General features: G+C 72.9%; 18 protein-coding genes and 1 riboswitch. Of the genes, 13 read left to right on the top strand and 5 right to left on the bottom strand.

The window, feature by feature from the left end:
- Positions 1-99: 99 nt before the first annotated feature.
- Positions 100-255, bottom strand: a riboswitch (cobalamin riboswitch).
- Positions 256-459: 204 nt separating this feature from the next.
- Genes QOM21_RS28025 through QOM21_RS28035 form a run of 3 tightly spaced genes read left to right on the top strand, consistent with a single transcriptional unit; the run spans position 460 to position 4,966 of the window.
- A complete protein-coding gene (locus QOM21_RS28025) occupies positions 460-912 on the top strand; it encodes a hypothetical protein (RefSeq protein WP_407553771.1) in 453 nt (150 codons plus the stop codon).
- 5 nt (positions 913-917) lie between these two features.
- Positions 918-3,566 (top strand): caspase family protein, encoded by a 2,649-nt coding sequence (locus QOM21_RS28030; protein WP_407553772.1) that lies wholly within the window; start codon positions 918-920, stop codon positions 3,564-3,566.
- Complete coding sequence (locus QOM21_RS28035) at positions 3,563-4,966, top strand: extracellular solute-binding protein (protein ID WP_407553773.1); 1,404 nt, start codon at positions 3,563-3,565, stop codon at positions 4,964-4,966. Before QOM21_RS28030 ends, QOM21_RS28035 begins: the two co-directional genes overlap by 4 nt.
- 50 nt (positions 4,967-5,016) lie before the next feature.
- Here QOM21_RS28035 and QOM21_RS28040 read toward each other — a convergent pair whose 3' ends face one another.
- The 3 genes from QOM21_RS28040 to QOM21_RS28050 form a co-directional block, all read right to left on the bottom strand.
- Positions 5,017-5,253: a hypothetical protein gene (locus QOM21_RS28040; RefSeq protein WP_407553774.1), complete on the bottom strand. Its 237-nt coding sequence runs from the start codon at positions 5,251-5,253 to the stop codon at positions 5,017-5,019.
- Between the two features lie 24 nt (positions 5,254-5,277).
- Positions 5,278-6,540, bottom strand: coding sequence for an inorganic phosphate transporter (locus QOM21_RS28045; protein ID WP_407553775.1), 1,263 nt, complete (start codon positions 6,538-6,540; stop codon positions 5,278-5,280).
- A gap of 139 nt (positions 6,541-6,679) precedes the next feature.
- Positions 6,680-7,366: a lysozyme gene (locus QOM21_RS28050; RefSeq protein WP_407553776.1), complete on the bottom strand. Its 687-nt coding sequence runs from the start codon at positions 7,364-7,366 to the stop codon at positions 6,680-6,682.
- A gap of 414 nt (positions 7,367-7,780) precedes the next feature.
- Between QOM21_RS28050 and QOM21_RS28055 the strand changes: the two genes are divergently transcribed.
- From QOM21_RS28055 to QOM21_RS28065, 3 genes are all read left to right on the top strand, one after another.
- Complete coding sequence (locus QOM21_RS28055) at positions 7,781-8,458, top strand: class II aldolase/adducin family protein (RefSeq protein WP_407553777.1); 678 nt, start codon at positions 7,781-7,783, stop codon at positions 8,456-8,458.
- Between the two features lie 78 nt (positions 8,459-8,536).
- On the top strand, positions 8,537-9,664 hold the full coding sequence (locus QOM21_RS28060) for an alpha/beta hydrolase (protein WP_407553778.1): 1,128 nt from the start codon (positions 8,537-8,539) through the stop codon (positions 9,662-9,664).
- A gap of 192 nt (positions 9,665-9,856) precedes the next feature.
- Positions 9,857-11,338, top strand: a complete 1,482-nt coding sequence (locus QOM21_RS28065; RefSeq protein ID WP_407553779.1) for a hypothetical protein — start codon at positions 9,857-9,859, stop codon at positions 11,336-11,338.
- 34 nt (positions 11,339-11,372) lie between these two features.
- Here the strand turns inward: QOM21_RS28065 and QOM21_RS28070 are convergent, their stop codons facing one another.
- Positions 11,373-11,786 carry a VOC family protein gene (locus QOM21_RS28070; RefSeq protein ID WP_407553780.1) on the bottom strand — a complete coding sequence of 138 codons (414 nt, stop codon included), beginning with the start codon at positions 11,784-11,786 and terminating at the stop codon, positions 11,373-11,375.
- 339 nt (positions 11,787-12,125) lie between these two features.
- Between QOM21_RS28070 and QOM21_RS28075 the strand changes: the two genes are divergently transcribed.
- The 3 genes from QOM21_RS28075 (at position 12,126) to QOM21_RS28085 (ending at position 15,162) form a co-directional block, all read left to right on the top strand.
- Entirely contained in the window at positions 12,126-13,724 is a 1,599-nt protein-coding gene (locus tag QOM21_RS28075) for an ABC-F family ATP-binding cassette domain-containing protein (RefSeq protein WP_393895891.1), read from the top strand.
- 323 nt (positions 13,725-14,047) lie between these two features.
- Positions 14,048-14,269 carry a helix-turn-helix domain-containing protein gene (locus tag QOM21_RS28080; protein WP_006606369.1) on the top strand — a complete coding sequence of 74 codons (222 nt, stop codon included), beginning with the start codon at positions 14,048-14,050 and terminating at the stop codon, positions 14,267-14,269.
- Between the two features lie 113 nt (positions 14,270-14,382).
- A complete protein-coding gene (locus QOM21_RS28085; protein ID WP_407553781.1) occupies positions 14,383-15,162 on the top strand; it encodes an enoyl-CoA hydratase/isomerase family protein in 780 nt (259 codons plus the stop codon).
- A gap of 46 nt (positions 15,163-15,208) precedes the next feature.
- Here QOM21_RS28085 and QOM21_RS28090 read toward each other — a convergent pair whose 3' ends face one another.
- Positions 15,209-15,958, bottom strand: coding sequence for a hypothetical protein (locus tag QOM21_RS28090; RefSeq protein ID WP_407553782.1), 750 nt, complete (start codon positions 15,956-15,958; stop codon positions 15,209-15,211).
- A gap of 214 nt (positions 15,959-16,172) precedes the next feature.
- On the opposite strand from QOM21_RS28090, the gene QOM21_RS28095 reads away from it, so the two are divergent.
- The 4 genes from QOM21_RS28095 to QOM21_RS28110 are packed head-to-tail and all read left to right on the top strand — an operon-like array spanning position 16,173 to position 17,941.
- Complete coding sequence (locus tag QOM21_RS28095; protein WP_407553783.1) at positions 16,173-16,637, top strand: Asp23/Gls24 family envelope stress response protein; 465 nt, start codon at positions 16,173-16,175, stop codon at positions 16,635-16,637.
- A 36-nt stretch (positions 16,638-16,673) separates the two neighbouring features.
- The gene (locus QOM21_RS28100) at positions 16,674-16,880 is read left to right on the top strand and encodes a hypothetical protein (protein WP_407555871.1); all 207 of its coding nucleotides are present in this window, start codon (positions 16,674-16,676) and stop codon (positions 16,878-16,880) included.
- 6 nt (positions 16,881-16,886) lie between these two features.
- Positions 16,887-17,279: a hypothetical protein gene (locus tag QOM21_RS28105; RefSeq protein WP_407553784.1), complete on the top strand. Its 393-nt coding sequence runs from the start codon at positions 16,887-16,889 to the stop codon at positions 17,277-17,279.
- Positions 17,276-17,941, top strand: a complete 666-nt coding sequence (locus QOM21_RS28110; RefSeq protein ID WP_407553785.1) for a DUF6286 domain-containing protein — start codon at positions 17,276-17,278, stop codon at positions 17,939-17,941. Before QOM21_RS28105 ends, QOM21_RS28110 begins: the two co-directional genes overlap by 4 nt.
- Position 17,942: the final 1 nt, after the last annotated feature.

Consider the following 17,942-nt stretch of genomic DNA (forward strand, 5'->3'; position numbering starts at 1 on the left):
ATGCTGCGGCGTCGCTCAACGGGCATCTCGAACTGCGGCCGGGCATGGCGGTATGTCCTCACTCAGGGTCCGCGCCCTGGCTCGACGTGACGGCGACGAGAGTCTCCTGGCTCCCGGATCGGCGCTTCCCCCGGCCTTCCAGCCCGTACGCGCGCGACCTGACGGACGACGCGTGACGGGCCGTGACCTCTCCTGGAGGAACGCTCCCCGGTGACAGTGGCGGGACCGCGCCGGATTCTCACCGGACTTCCTCATCTGTCGCCGAATGGCTCCGGCAGTCCACCACGCCCCACGAATGCCCGTCAACTCACCCTTGACCTGCGACGCAGCCCTGTGGCAGGCGCTGTGGCGCACACCACAGGGTGCTCCGGAGGTCACGGACGGTTGCCCCCGCGCCTGATCCCACGTCACTATCTGGTGGCACGGCGGGCGATGGCGCCGCCGGAAGGGGGCCGGGGGATGCCGGACAAGGCTGACCGTCACGAGATCCGTATCAGGATCACGGGCACGAACAACGCACACCAGGACATCGAGGATCTCAAGGCATGGCTGGAGCGCGAGCCGTGGCTGGCACACCAGCGCCACGACTGGGCCCTGCGGCCGCGCCCGTCCGGCGGCGACGGCGCCCCGGACGAACGCGACCTCGGCGACATGGCCATCGGCATCGACGATCTGGTCCTGGTCCTCATCGGCACGGTCGCCGCCGAGGTGACCAAGAGCCTGAGCATCGCCCTGCGGGAGTGGCTGCGGCGGCGCCGGGAGGAACGGGCGGTGGGGGAGGCGCCGGCCGTGGCCGTCGACGGCGACGGCGGGCTGGCGCCGGTCGGTGACCCGGGCCCGCGCGGCGCGGCCCCCGAACGCCCCGATCCCCGAAGCCGGTCGACCGAGGGCGGCAGCGCCGGCGAGGACTGACCCGGATGTCCCTCTACGACGCGCGGGGCAAGATCAACCGGGCGCTGCTGATCTGTGTCAGCGACTACAAGAACTTATCCGCACTCCCCGCCGTGGAGGCGAACGCCGAGGAACTCAAGCGGGTCCTGCTCGCCCCCGGCACCGACCTGTTCACCGACGAGGAAGTCGTCATCTGCCGGCCTCAGGAGCCCTGGGAGCTGGAGCAGGCCCTGGACACCGTCACCGACGAGGCACGCGGCCTGCTGCTGGTGCACTTCTCCGGCCACGGCTGGGTCGGCCGCGACGGCGGCGACCTGCAGCTCATGGTCGGCATGTCGGACACCCGCCAGCGCCACAAGGCGGTGTCCTGGCAGGACATGGTGCTGTCCTACCTCGACAGCGCACGCGCCGACCGGATCGTGATCCTGCTGGAGTGCTGCTACTCCGGCAACGCCGACGAGACCTTCCACTCCCGCCGCACACCCATGTCCCTGCTGATGGCCGCGCAGCCCAACCGCCGGATCTTCAGCGGCGACGAACCGGCCGGCGGCTCCCTCTTCACCCGCGCGGTCGTGCAGATCCTCGAACGCGGCATACCCGGCGAGCGGTTCGTCACCTTCGAGGACCTCGTCCGCACACTGCGCGAGCGGCTGGCCCACGAGCGGACGCCGATGGGCGACGTCTGGGAGCCCCGCTCGGCCAAGCAGAACACCGTCGACGACGTCATCCTCTCCTTCGCCACCCCCGAGGTCCGGCCCCCGACCCCGCTGCGCATCCGCTTGCGCCGGTGGCTGAAGCAGCGCCTCAGCCGCTGGCTGCGGGTCATCGCCGCCCTGGTGACCGTCCTCGGCCTCACCGCCGCCGGCCTCGTCGCCTTCCAGCTCCTGCGGACCGACCCGGCCTGCCCGCCCGCCCTCGAACTGCGCCTGCTCACCGCCCCCGAGTCCGAACCGGCCCTGCGCCAGGCGGCCTTCGCCTACGAGATGTCCGACAGCAACACCCGTCCGCTGCAGGGTGAGGACGACGTTCCCGACGGCTGCCGGCGCGCCCAGATCACCGTCTACTCCGCGGCCAAGGACCAGGTCGACCAGGGCTTCGCCGCCGCCGACCGCTGGCAGGGCGAGGCCCACGGCACCGGTAAGGGCCACCCGTCCACCAAGGGCATCGAGCCCCTCAACAGGCCGGGGCCGCAGCCCGATCTGTGGATCCCCGAATCCAGCGCCGACTACGCCGAGGTCCGCCGCGGCATGCCCGCCACCGGCTCCCCGGTGACCCTGCACCACACCGGCCCGGTGGCCTACACCCCGCTCGTCGTCGGCATCCCGGCGAACCGGCGCCTCGACGACGTCGAACAGGTCGGTGCCTCCTGGCAGGAGATCCTCACCGGCACCGACAGCGACCACCGCGACCTGCGACTGCTGCGCCCCAGCCCCGTCCTTTCCGGCACCGGCCTGCTGCACACCATCGGCCTGTATCTCGCCAACGACGGCTCGCGGATCGCTCCCGCGGGCGGCCCCGACCCCACCCTCGCCCGGGACGCCGAGCGCCGGCTCTCCGCCCCGGGCAGCCAGTACGCGGGCAGCACCGAGCTGCTCTGCTCGCTGCGGCCCACCGGCCAGGACGGCCGCCCCGGCACCGGCCGCGGGACGGGGGCGGCACCACTGGTCTCGGAGAAGTCCCTCGCCGACTTCAACCTCGGCCGCGCCATCGGCGGTTGTCCCGCCCTGGAGAGCCCGCTCGCCCCCGGCGACCGGTACGCCGCCTACTACCCCAAGAACGTCCCGGCGCTCGACCACCCGCTGATCCGGGTGGACTGGCAGGGCGCCACCGACGCCGCGCCGCGCCAGGACGCCGTCGGCCGGTTCGGCGACTGGCTGAGGGACCCCGAGGGCGGCCGCCGCATCCTCGGCAGGCAGGGCTACCGTGCGGTGCCCGGCAAGGACGGCAAGGCGCCGGACCCGGTGCCGGACTCGCCGCTGACCGACGACCGCGCGGACGCCGACCTCGACGCGCCGGTCACCCCGTTCACCGCGGGCGGGGACCAGGTGACACGGGTGCTGGACGGCTACGACAAGGCGCAGAAGTCCAGCCGGCTGCTGATTCTCATGGACACCTCCACCTCGATGGCCGAGGGCGGCAAACTCCCGATCGCCCTCAGCGCGGCCGGCCGCGCCCTGGAGATGGTGGGCACCCACCACACGTACGGCCTGTGGACCTTCCCCGACGGCGCGCACCCCACCGATCCCGGCGCGGTACGCCGGACCGTCCCGCTGGGCACCGCCGACCCCGCCCCGGGCAAGGCGGCCCTGGACCGCATCGCCAAGGGGGAGCTGGTCGAACACGGCGCGGCCATGCAGGAGGCACTGACCGCCGCGGTACGGGAGATGAAGAAGTCCACCGGCACCAACAACGCCATCGTGCTCGTCCTCGACCAGGACGACGGCGCCGCAGGGCGGGCGTCGGGCGTGGAGCAGACCCTCAACTCACTCCTCAAGAAGGGACCCGAGGTGCCCGTCCTCACCCTCGTCATGGGCAAGGCAGGCTGCGACTCCTTCGTCCTCCAGGGGCTGGCCGGTGCCTCCAAGGGGCAGTGCGTGCCCGGCGGTCCTGACGCCCCCGATCTGCTCGCCGGACTGGTCGCCTCCGTCGGCGCGGCCGGAAAGGACAGCCGGTGAGGGCCCGGCGGGCCGGATTGCCCGCGGCCCTGGTGTGCCTGACCCTGACGGCGGCGGCGAGCGGCTGTACGTCCGGGCCGGAGCCCACCCCGGAGAAGGGCGCGATCGTCCTCGCCACCGGCAGCGACCTCAGCAGCTCCGGTGTGCGCCAGGACCTCATCCTCGACTGGGAGCGGCGCACCGGCCGCACCGTGCGGATCGTCAAGCTGCCGGACACCGCGGACGGCCAGCGCAGCCAGCTGCTGGCCTCCGGCCAGTCCGGCAACAGCGGCTACGACGTGCTCAACCTCGACGTGGCCTGGACCGCCGAGTTCGCCGAGGCCGGCGTCATCCGGCCCTGGGGCGCGAGCCTGGACGCCGACTTCCTCGACAGCGTGGTCAAGACCGTCGAGTACGGGGGCAAGGTGTGGGGCGTGCCCTTCAACACCGATGCCGGGCTGCTCTATTACCGCAAGGACATCCTTCACGACTACGGATACGACCGGCCCCCCACCAACTGGGGCGAGCTGAAGAACGTGGCTGCCCAGGTCGCCGGGGCCTACAACCGCAAGGCCGCGAAGGACGCCAAGGCCGCCGGGAACGCGGATGAGGACGCCGAGGCCGTCCCGAAGATGTACGGCATGGTCGCCCAGCTCCGCCCGTACGAAGGGCTGACCGTCAACACCCTGGAGTCCGCCTGGGCCAACGGCGGCGCCCCGGAGGCGACCAGCTTCACCAAGGGAGAGCAGGTCGGCGCGCTCCAGCAGGGCGTCGCCGACGTCAAGGACCGGCTCGACTCGATCATGCCGCACGAGGCCACGACCATGGACGAGACCGAGAGCCGCCGCTGGTTCGCCGACGGCCGTGCGCTGTTCATGCGCAACTGGCCGGTGGAGTACGCCTCGGTCGCCGAGAAGCTGGAGGCGGGCGTCCAGTTCGACGTCGCCGAGCTGCCCGGCCGCCCCACCGACGGCAAGCGGATGTCCGTCCTGGGCGGGCAGAACCTCGCGATCTCCGCGACCAGCTCCCGCCCGGAGGGCGCCCGCCGGTTGATCGAGGCACTGACCGGTCCGGGCAGTGAGCGCTGCCTGCTGGAGCGGGGGTTCGCCGCGACCCGCGACTCGGCCTACCGGGCACCCGAGAAGGCCCCCGACTGCACCCTGCCGCCCGGGGACGCCGAGCGCGCGGAACACGGCGCCGCCCGGCAGCCGGCGCAGCGCCCCGGCCAGGAGCCGCCGTACACCCGGACGCTGTACGCGGCGCTACGGGCCGCCGAGCCCCGCCCGCGCTCCGCCCACTACCAGACCTTCAGCAAGGTCGTGCAGCTGCGCGTCTCCGAATACCTCAACAGCCGCGGCGGCACCGCCATCGCCGACGCCCTGGCCAGGGAAGCGGACGAGGCGCTCAGCGGCCGCGGCTGATGCCGCGGTCCGCCGAACGCCTCGTCCGGTGGAGTCCCTCGCCGTACCGGTCAGCCGGCGACGATCAGGTAGATGCCGTAGGCCACGGCCGCCGCGCACAGCGCGAAGGCGGTCACCGCGCCGGTCCGCGCGCCCGCACCGGGCCCGGAGGCCACGGCCGCCGCGCCCTCCTGGTGCGGCTTGCGGGACGTACCGACGATGCCGACGGTGAACAGGCCCACGATCCCGACCGTCACCACGAGGCTGACGCCGAAGACCTGACCGAGAGCTGCCCATTCGATGTTCATTGCGAGTTCCTTAGATGAGGGCCGCTAGCGGCCGGCTGCGGTCGCGGCCGCGGTGCGATGGGCGGCCGCCGGGACGGCCGCGGTGCCCTGCTCACGGTCTTCGGCGAGGGGAGCGGGCGAGCTCGCCGGGGGAGGGGAGACGCTCTGCAGCGCTGCCGTCACCACGCCCACCGGCTCGGCGGCGGGTGCCTCGTTGACGTTGGTGTGGTCGACCGGCTTGCGCCGGGAGGCGGCCCAGATCGCGCCGCAGACGGCGAGTCCGAGGACCGCGACCGTCGCCACGCCCCAGTCGCCCTGACCGGCCAGGAGGGCGGCGCCCGCCGCGACCAGACCGGCGGCCGGCAGCGTCAGACCCCAGGCCAGCACCATCCGGCCGGCGGTGGACCAGCGCACCACGCCGCCCTTGCGGCCCAGGCCCGAGCCCATCACGGAGCCGGAGCACACCTGGGTGGTGGAGAGCGCGAAGCCGAGGTGGGAGGAGGCCAGGATGGTGGCCGCGGCGCCGGTCTGGGCGGCGAAGCCCTGCGGCGGCTGGATGTCGGTGATGCCCTTGCCCATCGTGCGGATGATCCGCCAGCCGCCCAGGTAGGTGCCGAGCGCGATGGCGATACCGGCCGAGGCGATGACCCACAGCGGCGGGTCGGCGTGCGGGGCGACCACACCACCGGTGATCAGCGCGAGGGTGATCACGCCCATCGTCTTCTGCGCGTCGTTGGTGCCGTGGGCGAGCGAGACCAGGGCGGCCGAGGCGATCTGGCCGCTGCGGTAGCCCTTGGCGGTGTCCGCCTCGTCGCGGTTGCGGGCCAGCCGGTAGGTGAGCCGGGTCGCGGCCATCGCCGCGAGACCGGCGACCACCGGGGCGGCCACGGCCGGGATGAGGACCTTCATCACGACGGCGTCCGCGTGCACCCCGCCGGTGCCGACGGACACCAGGGTCGCGCCGATCAGACCGCCGAACAGAGCGTGGGAGGAACTGGAGGGGAGCCCGGCGAGCCAGGTCAGGAGGTTCCAGACGATCGCGCCGACCAGGCCGGCGAAGATCACTTCAGGTCTGATGCCGGCACCTTCGTCGATGATGCCGCCGGAGATGGTCTTGGCGACCTCCACCGACAGGAATGCTCCGACGAGGTTGAGCACCGCCGACATCGCCACCGCTGTCTTGGGCTTCAGTGCCCCGGTGGAAATGGTGGTGGCCATCGCGTTGGCCGTGTCGTGGAAGCCGTTCGTAAAGTCGAACACCAAGGCCGTGACGATCACGATCCCGATGAGAAGCGTGATGTGTTCCATTCACCCAGGCAATCAGCTCGATGGTCAGTGACTTTCGGAAACGTACGGAGGGCGGGTGAACGGAAAGTGAACTGGGGCGGGCCGAGTGATGACACCACCGCAGGGTTCACGGGGAGGTACCCCTGACGTCACTTCCGTCTCACCCTCTGGCGAACTTCTTGAGCTGCCCCAGTGTCCCGTTCCAGCGGTCCTGATCGCCCGGAAGGGGCCCCTGGTCGGCGTACTGCCAGAAGGTGGGGGCCGACCAGCCCGCGGGCGTCGGGCCGGGCACGTCGTGCCAGTTCGCCAGCCACAGCGGATGGGACCTGAACGAGCGGCTGCTGCCCGTGCAGTCGTTCCACCAGCGGGCCGTCGTGTAGATCACCGGCCGGCGGCCCGTCGTGCGCCGCACCTCCTTGCTGAAGGAGCGGATCCAGCGCACCATCGCGCCCTTGCTCAGCCCGTAGCACGGCTGCCTGGCGTTGTAGGGGTTGTGCTCGATGTCCAGGGCGGGCGGCAGCGTCCAGCCGTCCGACTTCCAGCGGCCGCCGTTGCGCAGGAAGAAGCGGGCCTGCCGCGCGCCGCCCGAGGCGCTCGGGACCGCGAAGTGGTAGGCGCCGCGCAGCAGCCCGGCCTCGCGCGCACCGTTGTACTGCTCGCGGAAGGCGGGGCTGCGGTAGCTGTGCGACTCGGTCGCCTTGACGTACACGAACCGCGCACCCTCCTCCCGGGCTTCGGTCCAGTCGACGTTCTTCTGATGTGAGGAGACGTCATGCCCGCGGGGCGAGCTGTCCGCGGCGGCGGGGGCCACGGGCCCGACGAGCGCCGCGCCCGTCAGTGCGATCACGGGCAACGCCGCCAGCAGTCGGCGCGGACGGCCGGTGAGGTGGGGGTGGCGGAGGCTCCGGGGACGATCGGGGTGGCGGAGGCGGGGGCGAGGCTGCCGCGAGAGGCGGCGCACGGGCCGCGGCAGGGCGTCGGCGGGAATGCGGTGGGAAGCGCGCTCACTGGCCAATGGATCCCCTTGGTCGGCGACGTCTGGAGACAGTGCCCGACAGTAGTTGCTCGCTTACCCGGAGTGGCGCATTTAACGGATAATCATTTCGGGAGTGTCGCTATCATTCGATGTCCGTCGTTAACACCGGCTATCTGTCGATAGCGGGCATAAGGAATTCGGGGTCCTGCGCCCTCCCCCGAACCGGCCTGCCCGTACGGTGGCGCGCACCGCATCCGCTTCTGCCGCCACCGCGCCGGAGGACCCGTGAAGGACCAGCCCGACTCCGCTGCCCGCCTCGCCGCCGCCTGGCAGGAACTGGTCGACACCGCACGGCGGACCGTCGCCGACGGCCTGGTCGTCGGCACCTCCGGCAATGTCTCGGTGCGCGTCGACGACCTGATCCTGGTCACCCCCAGCGGCGTCCCCTACGACCGGCTCGGTCCGGACGACCTCACCGCGGTCGACTCGGACGGCCGCCAGGTCGCCGGCGACCTGCGGCCCACCAGCGAACTCCCCATGCACCTGGCGGTCTACCGCACCACCGCGGCCACCGCCGTCGTGCACACCCACGCCCCGCACGCCACCGCCGTCTCCACGCTGGTCACCGAACTCCCGCCGGTCCACTACATGGCCGCGGCGCTCGGCGGCCCGGTCCGGGTCGCCCCCTACGCCCTGTACGGAAGCGACGAACTGGCCCGGCACATGGTGGACGCGCTGCGCGACAGGACCGGCTGCCTGCTGCGGAACCACGGCACCGTGGTCCACGGCGACAGCCTCGGCCAGGCGCTGGACCACACCGCCCAGCTGGAGTGGATGTGCCGGGTCTGGCTCCTCGCCCGCTCCGTTCCCGGCCACACCCCGGGCCTGCTGTCGGCCGGTCAGCTCGACGAGGCCGGCGCGCAGCTGCGCGGCTACGGCCAGTGGGACGGCCGGCGGCGCTGAAAGCGCCCGGTCCGGAGCCCGTCACCCGGCCGCTCCCGCCCACTGGCCCCGCCGCTGTCCCCTCCGCACACTGGGATGGTGCGCCTGGGTACTGCGGCGGCTGTCGCCGCCACCACCGTGATCGGTGCCGGGGCGGCCGCGGTGGCGGTCGGCCGGTACGCCAGCGATGTTGCCCTCAAACCGTCGCCTGACCACCCCCTGCCGGGCGACCCCCGTCTCACGGTCCACTCCGCCACGGACGAGCTGATCACCCTCACCCGGACGCTCGCCTCGCTGCGGCCCGGCACCTACGGCCTCGCCGGCGCGGGCTGCCACGCGGTGGTCGGCCCCGTCGTCCGCGGCGTGCCGCATCCCGCCGACACCGTCGTACGCCGGCTGGAGCGGGTCACCCACGGCGTCCTGACGCCCGGCGCCCGGATGCTGCTGACCCCCCAGGTGTACATCGGCAACCCCCGCGACGCCCTCGGGATCGACTACGCCGACGTCGACATCCCCGGCGAACTGGGCGCGCTGCCCGCATGGTTCGTCCCCGGCGTCCGCGACACCTGGGTCATCACCGCGCACGGCCTCGGCACCACGCGCGAGCATCCGATGGTCGCCATGCCGTTCCTGTGGCGCCATCAGATCCCGGTCCTCGACCTCGCCTACCGCAACGACGTGGGCGCCCCGCGCACCACCGACGGCATCAGCCATCTCGGCGACTCCGAGTGGCGCGACCTGGACGCCGCGATCCGCTACGCGATCCGCTACGGCGCCCACAAGGTGGTCCTCTACGGCTGGTCCACCGGTGCCACCATGGCGCTGCGCGCCGCCGTCAATTCCGCGCTGCGCGACCGGATCAGCGGGCTGGTGCTGGACTCCCCGGTCCTCGACCGGCAGGCCGCGGTGCGCGCGCTCGCAGCCGGACGGCGGGTCCCGCGGGCGCTGCTGCCGCTGGTCGTACGCGCCGCGGAAGGTGCCACGGGGCTGCCCCTGGACCGCCCCGCCGACGCCGTGGACCCCGCCGCGCTGACCGTCCCGGCCCTCCTCTTCCACGGCCCGGACGACATCGTCGCGCCCTGGGCGGCCTCCCGCTCCTTCGCCGCCCGCCGAGAGGACCTGATCACCCTTCAACCCGTTCCGCACGCCCCGCATGCCGCGATGTGGAACGCCGACCCGGACAGCTACGACGAGGCCCTGCGCCGCTTCCTGACCCCGCTGATGTAGCGGGAGAGGGGGGCTCCGCAACGGCTCTTCCGGTCCGGTCCGCCCCGGTGTCACCCGATATCGGGTGACGCCCGGCCGTACGGGGGGACAACTCCCCACATCCGGGATGGGTCGCCTGGGTGGCGCCGCGTGCGCGGAGCGCCACCCGGGTTCCGATTGGGCTTTCGGGCCGTCAGCGGCAAGACTGCTCCTGTGACGTCCCGTACCCCGCGCGACTCCCGGCTCCGACTCGTCCCCCGCCAACCGATTGCGGCCGCCCGCAGGGCGGTGAGCACCCGGGCCGCCCGCCCGGCGCCGCGCCCTCCCGAGGGCACCCCGCCGCCGGCGGAGCTGGCCCGGCAGGCCCGCGCCGCACTGGCCGGTGCGGCCCGCCTCGCCCGCTGGGCCGACGGCGCCGGCGGCACCGGCGCGGGACTGCGGGCCGGGCCGGACGGAGCCCTGCCCCTGCCCGACGTGGAGCGCGCCGCCGAGGCCCTGCAGCTCGGCGCGCGGCAGGTCCGCGCCGACTGGGACCGCGCCCGGCTCGCCGGGCTCATCGAGCTGCACGGCGGCGTGGCCCGCCCCGGCTGGCGGCTGCGTGCCTGGGACCGCGACGACACGGCCGCCCTGCGCGGCTGGGTCGCGCTCTTCGACGCCTGGTCACTGGCCCGCCCCGCACCGGCCGGCGCCGGCCCCGCGATCGTCGCCGAAGTCGTCGAAGCCGTACCGCAGTTGCTTTCGCTGCTGCACCTCTCGGCCGGCCCGGTGCGGCTGCCGGTCCTGCTGGACATGCTCGACCAGCGCGTCGCAGAGCTGCGCACGGAGCGCTGCGAGGTCCCCTACGGCCAGGACACGGCTCAGGGCCGGGCGGCGCAGACTCCCGTGCCGGGCCCGCGTACGGGCGCGGTCGCGGAAGCCGGGGGAGCGGTGGTCGAGGCCGCCGGTGCCTCGCTCGCCGAGCTGCTTGACTGGGCGCTGGACTCCCTGACCACCGTCGGGGCGCTGTTCCCTCACGACGACGCCCCCGGCGCGCACGGCGACCGCGACGAGGCGCAGTTGACGCCGCTGGGGAACTGGTCGGTGTGGGTCAAGCTGGAGCAGATCTGCGTCGCCGCGCAGAGCCCGGCCGGTCATATCGAGCAGTCCGCGGAGGCGATGCTGCGCGGCTGCGCCCGGCTGACCCCCGGTCCCGCCAGGACCGAGTACCGCGCGTGGCTCGCCGCCCGCTCCGTCGGTGCCGCGGTCGAGGAACTGCTCACCGTCGCCCGCGGCGAGGACGCGCTGCTGCGCGGGCTGGCCTTCGAGGCGCTGCGGGCCGTCGGCGCGCCCGCGGAGCCCGCCGTACGCGCTGCGGCCGATGAGCCGGCGCTGCGGCCGTACGCCCTGCTGTGGCTGGTCGAGCACGAGGGCGGGGACCCGGAGACCGCACCCGACGTGCTCACCCGGGAGGAGTCGACCTGGCTGTGGGTGGACACCGCCGCGGCCGTCGCCGACCACGGCGAGACCCAGTTGCTGGTCCGTCATCTCGACTCCGCGGTGCAGGGATCGGTGCCGCGCCTGCTGGACGAGGTGCGTGCGGTCGGACACCCGCGCACCGTGCAGGTGCTGGTCGCGCTCGCCGCGGCGCACCCGGACCCGGCAGTCGCCAAGGCCGTACGCCGCGCGGCGTTCCAGGTCCACACGGGCGGTGTCTGAGCCGGCCCGGCGGCTCGCCTCGGCTTGTGCTTGCTCAGGCCGAGGCGCCGGGGACGTACGTCCCGAAGCTCCAGATGTTGCCCTCGCCGTCCCGGGCCATGTAGTCACGCGAGCCGTAGTCCTGGTCCTTGGGCGCCATGAGGATCTCCGCCCCGGCCGCCTCCGCCCGCGCGTGGTGCGCGTCGGTGTCCTCGACGACGACGTAGACGCCGGTGGGGCCGGAATCGCCCATCGCCGCGTCGAAGACGCCGCCGTGGCCCTTCGCCCCCAGCATCACCTTGCCGTTGCCGTAGGACAGCTCGGCGTGCAGCACCGCACCGCCCTCGCCTTCGTAGACGGCGTCCTGCGTGAAGCCGAAGGCGTCGGTCAGCAGCCGGATCGCCGCCCGGGCGTCGCGGTAGAGCACGGTCGGGTAGATCGTCGGGGGCCCGGAGGGGGCTGTGGTCATGGTCGTTCACCATCCCTGCGGTCGGGCCGCGGAACTTTTTCCGAGACCTGCGTCACAGTCTTCCAGCCGGGTCCGACAGCGCACCCCGGGACCGCACCCGCCCCGCCGCGACCACCGCCGCGTGACCTGGGCCGGACGGCCCGCCGCCCGGCATTCGCCGTACGCCCCCGGCACGACCTCGGCCCACGGGCCCGCTCCGGCCGCCCGCAGCCGGGAAAACGGCTTGCGCAGCACCGTTAGACTGCCCGTATGGCAGTTCTCCTTTGGGTTCATTAGACGGCGCAGACCGCTCTCGGACCGTCCGTCCAATCCGCCGTCTTCCTGCCCTGGAGTTTTTCCGTGATCACCGCTTCCGGCCTTGAGCTGCGCGCCGGCGCCCGAATCCTCATCGAGTCCGCCTCCTTCCGCATCGCCAAGGGCGACCGCATCGGCCTGGTGGGCCGCAACGGCGCCGGCAAGACCACCCTCACCAAGGTGCTGGCGGGCGAGGGCATCCCCGCCGCCGGCACGGTCACCCGCTCCGGGGACGTCGGCTATCTGCCGCAGGACCCGCGCACCGGCGACCTGGACGTGCTGGCCCGCGACCGCATCCTGTCCGCCCGCGACCTGGACTCCGTGCTCCGCAAGATGCGGGAGAACGAGGACCGGATGGCCAACGGCAAGGGCGCCACCCGCGAGAAGGCCATGCGGAAGTACGAGCGCCTGGAGACCGAGTTCCTGACCAAGGGCGGCTACGCGGCAGAGGCGGAGGCCGCGACGATCGCCGCCAGCCTCGGACTGCCCGACCGCATCCTCGGGCAGCCGCTGCACACCCTCTCCGGTGGTCAGCGCCGCCGCGTCGAGCTGGCCCGGATCCTGTTCTCGGACTCCGACACCCTGCTGCTCGACGAGCCGACCAACCACCTCGACGCCGACTCCATCGTCTGGCTGCGCGACTACCTCAAGACCTACCGCGGCGGCTTCATCGTGATCTCGCACGACGTCGACCTGGTCGAGACCGTCGTCAACAAGGTCTTCTACCTCGACGCCAACCGCTCGCAGATCGACGTCTACAACATGGGCTGGAAGCTCTACCAGCAGCAGCGCGAGGCGGACGAGAAGCGCCGCAAGCGTGAGCGGCAGAACGCCGAGAAGAAGGCGGCGGCCCTCAACAGCCAGGCCGACAAGATGCGGGCCAAGGCGACCAAGACGGTCGCCGCACAGAACATGGCCAAGCGCGCCGACCGCCTGCTGGCCGGCCTGGAGGCCGTGCGGGCCTCCGACAAGGTCGCCAAGCTGCGCTTCCCGGACCCCGCGCCGTGCGGCAAGACGCCGCTCACGGCCGAGGGCCTGTCGAAGTCCTACGGCTCGCTGGAGATCTTCACCGACGTCGACCTGGCCATCGACAAGGGCTCGCGGGTGGTCATCCTCGGCCTCAACGGCGCCGGCAAGACCACCCTGCTGAGGCTGCTCGCCGGCGTCGAGACGCCGGACACCGGCGACGTCCGCCATGGACACGGCCTCAAGCTGGGCTACTACGCCCAGGAGCACGAGACGCTGGACCCGGACCGCACGGTCCTGGAGAACATGCGCTCGTCCGCCCCGGACATGGACCTGGTCGCCATCCGCAAGACGCTGGGCTCCTTCCTCTTCTCGGGCGACGACGTCGACAAGCCGGCCGGAGTGCTCTCCGGCGGCGAGAAGACCCGTCTGGCCCTGGCCACGCTGGTCGTCTCCTCCGCCAACGTCCTGCTGCTCGACGAGCCGACGAACAACCTCGACCCGGCCAGCCGCGAGGAGATTCTCGGCGCGCTGCGCACCTTCACGGGCGCGGTGGTCCTGGTGTCGCACGACGAGGGCGCGGTGGACGCGCTGGAACCGGAGCGGATCATTCTGCTGCCCGACGGCGTCGAGGACCTGTGGGGCCAGGACTACGCGGACCTGGTCGCGCTCGCCTGATCAAGGCCGTCTGGATCATTCGGCCGACGGGTGATCCATCATCTGAGTGAGAACGGCTCGTACATCGGCGAGCCTGCGGCGGAAGGCCGGGCCCCTCGGGGCCCGGCCTTCTCCCTTTCGCTCACATACCTCCTGACCTGCCGCTTCTCCCGGAGGGCGGTCTCCGGCCGGCCCGCGCGAGGGGCGGAATGAGGAATTCCATCGGCCCTGACCCGGCCCCGGAGGCCGAAGGATGTCGTAGAGACCTTGCGGAATGGGTGGCCAGGAAGCCGGGGAGGGGTGATCATGAGAGTCCAGAGCGCACTTCCCACGAGGAGGCACGGGTGGCCGAGACTCTGAAGAAGGGCAGCCGGGTAACCGGCGCCGCGCGCGAGAAGCTCGCGGCAGACCTGAAGAAGAAGTACGACTCCGGTGCGAGCATCCGGGCGCTGGCCGAGGAAACCGGCCGCTCCTACGGATTCGTGCATCGGATGCTCAGTGAATCCGGTGTGGTCCTGCGCGGTCGTGGCGGAGCCACGAGGGGCAAGAAGGCCGCCTCGGCCTGACGACCGCGACTCCGGGTACAGCGGTGTCCCCCCGGTCGGTCGAGCAGTCGACCGGGAGGTTACCGTTCAGTCACTTACGCCGCAGGTGCGGCTGGCTGACTCGGAGGCGCCTTATGACTCTGCTCGACAAGGACGGTGTGCGGCTCACCGTGGACGACGCGATCGCCACGGTGACCCTCGCCAACGCGGCCAAGCGCAACGCGCAGTCGCCGGCCATGTGGCGGGCGTTGGCCGAGGCGGGTTCGCTGCTGCCGGGAAACGTACGGATCGTTGTGCTGCGCGCGGAGGGCAAGTCCTTCTCCGCAGGGCTCGACCGGCAGGCGTTCACGCCCGAGGGGTTCGACGGCGAGCCGTCGTTCCTCGACATGGCGCGTGGTCCGGACAGCGAGCTGGACGCCACCATCGCCGAGTACCAGGAAGCGTTCACCTGGTGGCGGCGCAATGACGTGGTCTCCATCGCCGCCGTGCAGGGGCATGCCATCGGTGCGGGCTTCCAGCTCGCTCTGGCCTGCGACCTGCGGGTCTGCGCCCAGGACGTTCAGTTCGCCATGCGCGAGACCAGCCTGGGGCTGGTACCGGACCTGACCGGCACCCACCCCCTCCTCGGCCTCGTGGGCTATGCCCGCGCGCTGGAGATCTGCGCCACCGGACGCTTCGTGCACGCCGAGGAGGCGGAACGGGTGGGCCTGGCCAACCTCGTGGTACCCGCCGACCAACTGGACGCCGCGGTGGCCGATCTGGCGGCGGCCCTCACCGCCGCCCCGCGCGACGCCGTCATCGAGACCAAGGCACTGCTCGCCGGCGCGGCGGACCGCAGCTACGAGGAGCAGCGCACCGCGGAGCGGGCCGCCCAGGCCCGTCGGCTGCGCGACCTCGCGGGCATCGGGGAATAGCACCCCACGACACCGCGTACGGGCGTGCCCGGTCGGCGGAGCGGTCTCAGCCCACCGGCCGGGCACCCCCGGAGAAGTTCCCCTCCACGGCCGTGACCAGCACGGCGACCGTTCGGGCCGCGGGCGCCGCGGCGGTCACCGCCACGCGCACGGCCCGGGCCACCTCCAGAGCCCGGTGGCCGGCCACGGTCGTCAGCTGCACGAACGCGTGTCCGTCGGCGAGCCGCACCGGCCGGGTGCCGAGCACCGGGGCGAGCCGGGCGACGCCGGGGACGGCGCGGGCGACGGCGGCGATCCCCTCCGGGCCGTCCTGCGTCGCGCCCGAGCGGGCCTTCTGCGGCGTCACCGGTGCGCCGGACGTCCGCGCGGGCGCTGCCCGGTCGGTCCGCTCGGTGTCGTCCGCCTCCAGGATGTCGTCGGCCCGCAGGTCGACCGCGCTCACCACCAGCCCCAATTCCCTCTCCGCGGCGTCCACGAGAGCCGCGCGCAGCAGTTCGGCGACGGCGGTCAGCGGCCGGTCGGCGTACGCGGCGAAGTCCGCCTCGATCCGCAGCGGGCCGGGCGGCAAGGCGCTCGGTGGCGCCGGCACCTCGGGGTGCGGTGCGCTCCCGGGATCCGCGAGGGACAGCCGCGGGGTGCCCCATCGCGCCCCGGCCGGTGAGCCGACGGCGGCCCGCAGCGCGTCGGCGGCCGCCCGCTCGGTGATCCAGGCCCCGTCCGAGGGCCCGCCGAGCGGAAGCACCCGGCCCATGCGGAGCTGCTCGCTCACCGCTTGCGCCAACTGGTACGCGGGCACCTCGCCACCTCTTCTCCGTCCGCCCCCGGTTTCCCCGGTTCCCGGATTGTGCCCCCAGCCTGCCGCAGAGCTGCCCGTACGGCAGGGCGGTGCGCCGAATGGCGCCATATGGAGCACGCCGCCCGCCATCCCCGAAGCGAGGTGCGGTAACCGCACTTACTGTGGAAATCGGAGCGGGCAGACCGCTTCTCCCCTCCGAAAGGGACGAACGGCGATGAGCGAGAGCCAGCAGTATTCGGACAGTGGAAAGACGCTGGGCGGCAGGCGGGGCGGCGGCGATCCCGCGGCCCGTGGACGGACCACCATCGCCGACGGTGTCGTCGAGAAGATCGCCGGTCTCGCGGCCCGCGAAGTGGTCGGCGTCCACGCCATGGGGAGCGGCTTCGCCCGCACCTTCGGCGCGGTACGGGACCGGGTTCCCGGCGGCGGCAAGTCGGCCACCGCGTCCCGCGGTGTGAAGGCGGAGGTCGGCGAGGTACAGACCGCGCTCGACCTGGAGATCGTCGTGGACTACGGCGTGGCGATCGCCGATGTCGCGCGGGCCGTCCGGGAGAACGTCATCTCCGCCGTCGAGCGGATGACGGGCCTGGAGGTCGTCGAGGTCAATATCGCGGTGAGCGACGTCAAGCTGCCCGAGGACGAAGACGAAGAAGAAGAATCGGAGTCTCGGCTTCAGTGACCGGGCCCGTCCGGAGTGGTAGCGAAGGAGCGCATGATGAGCATGGCCGTGGTCGGCCTCTTGGCCGGTATGGCGCTGGGCTTCGCCGGATACTTCGGCGGATTCGGAGCCTTCGTCCTGGTGGCGGCGTTGGGTGCGATCGGATTCGTGGCGGGCAGGTTCCTCGACGGCGACCTGGAACCCGGCTACTTCTTCCGCACGCGCAACGGTGACCGCTACGACCGCTACGACCGGCGGGGGTGACGCCGGGTGACGACGGTGTCCCCGGCCCCCGCTGTCACCGCTGTTCCGGCGGGGGAGCGGGGTGCGACAAAGATCGCTGACCGGGTGGTGGCCAAGCTCGCCGCCCAGGCGGCGCGCGAAGCGCTGCGCACGGCCGCGCCCGGCCGGACCACCGACGCCCATGCGTCGGTGACGGTCCACCGCAAGGACGGCCGGCCGTACTTCGGCGAGGCCCGGGTGCGCGTGGCCGTGGAGCTCCCCTACCCCTCGGACATCGGCGCGCAGTGCGGCGCGGTGCGCCGCCGGGTCACCGAGCGGGTCACGACACTGGCGAACATGGAGGTGCCCGACGTCGCGGTGGAGGTCGAGCGCCTGCACTCCCCGCTGCTGGACACCTCCGGCAGGGGAAGGGTGCGATGAGCGACGACGAGGAACTGTCGAACACCCGGCGGCTGCCCACGCTCGACAAGGAGCCGGACGCCACCGACCCCGCCGAACCCCCTCCCGGGGCCACCGGCCCGAGCGCCACCGCGGACGGTGAACGGACCGGGCGCTTCTGGTCGGAGCGACGGGTGCCGGCCGCCATCCTCGCGCTGGTGCTGCTCGGCGGGACCGGGCTGTTCCTCTACGACGTGGTGTCCGTGCGCGCCGACCGCCCGGCGATGTCCTGGCGCCGTCAGCTCGCCGACCAACTGGCCACCCGGCCCCTGGACAGCGCCTGGGTACTGGGCATCGCGGCGGCCGCCGCGGCGATCGGACTGTGGCTCCTCGTGCTCGCCCTCACCCCCGGTCTGCGCGAGGTGCTGCCGATGCGCCGCACCACCTCCGCGATCCGGGCCGGACTCGACCGTTCCGCCGCCGCGCTGATCCTCCGCGACCGGGCCATGGAGGTGCCCGGCGTGCAGTCCGTACGGATGTCCGTCACCCGCCGCAAGGCCAAGGCACGGGCGTTCTCCCACTTCCGCGAGCTGGAAGAGGTCCGCGGCGACCTGGACGCGGCGCTCGGCGACGGTCTGCGACAGCTGGGACTCTCGCACCGGCTGCGGCTCTCCCTCAAAGTCCGGCGCCCGAAGAAGAGGTGAG

It is taken from the genome of Streptomyces sp. Pv4-95 (assembly GCF_045782725.1).
In the GTDB taxonomy this organism is placed as follows: domain Bacteria; phylum Actinomycetota; class Actinomycetes; order Streptomycetales; family Streptomycetaceae; genus Streptomyces.

What these genes read in the sequence shown, in the direction of transcription:
- QOM21_RS28070 (WP_407553780.1), bottom strand. Translation starts at nt 11,786, where the DNA reads ATGACCACAGCCCCCTCCGGGCCCCCGACGATCTACCCGACCGTGCTC.
- QOM21_RS28025 (WP_407553771.1), top strand. Translation starts at nt 460, where the DNA reads ATGCCGGACAAGGCTGACCGTCACGAGATCCGTATCAGGATCACGGGC.
- QOM21_RS28040 (WP_407553774.1), bottom strand. Translation starts at nt 5,253, where the DNA reads ATGAACATCGAATGGGCAGCTCTCGGTCAGGTCTTCGGCGTCAGCCTC.
- QOM21_RS28045 (WP_407553775.1), bottom strand. Translation starts at nt 6,540, where the DNA reads ATGGAACACATCACGCTTCTCATCGGGATCGTGATCGTCACGGCCTTG.
- QOM21_RS28100 (WP_407555871.1), top strand. Translation starts at nt 16,674, where the DNA reads ATGAGCATGGCCGTGGTCGGCCTCTTGGCCGGTATGGCGCTGGGCTTC.
- QOM21_RS28030 (WP_407553772.1), top strand. Translation starts at nt 918, where the DNA reads ATGTCCCTCTACGACGCGCGGGGCAAGATCAACCGGGCGCTGCTGATC.
- QOM21_RS28095 (WP_407553783.1), top strand. Translation starts at nt 16,173, where the DNA reads ATGAGCGAGAGCCAGCAGTATTCGGACAGTGGAAAGACGCTGGGCGGC.
- QOM21_RS28085 (WP_407553781.1), top strand. Translation starts at nt 14,383, where the DNA reads ATGACTCTGCTCGACAAGGACGGTGTGCGGCTCACCGTGGACGACGCG.
- QOM21_RS28110 (WP_407553785.1), top strand. Translation starts at nt 17,276, where the DNA reads ATGAGCGACGACGAGGAACTGTCGAACACCCGGCGGCTGCCCACGCTC.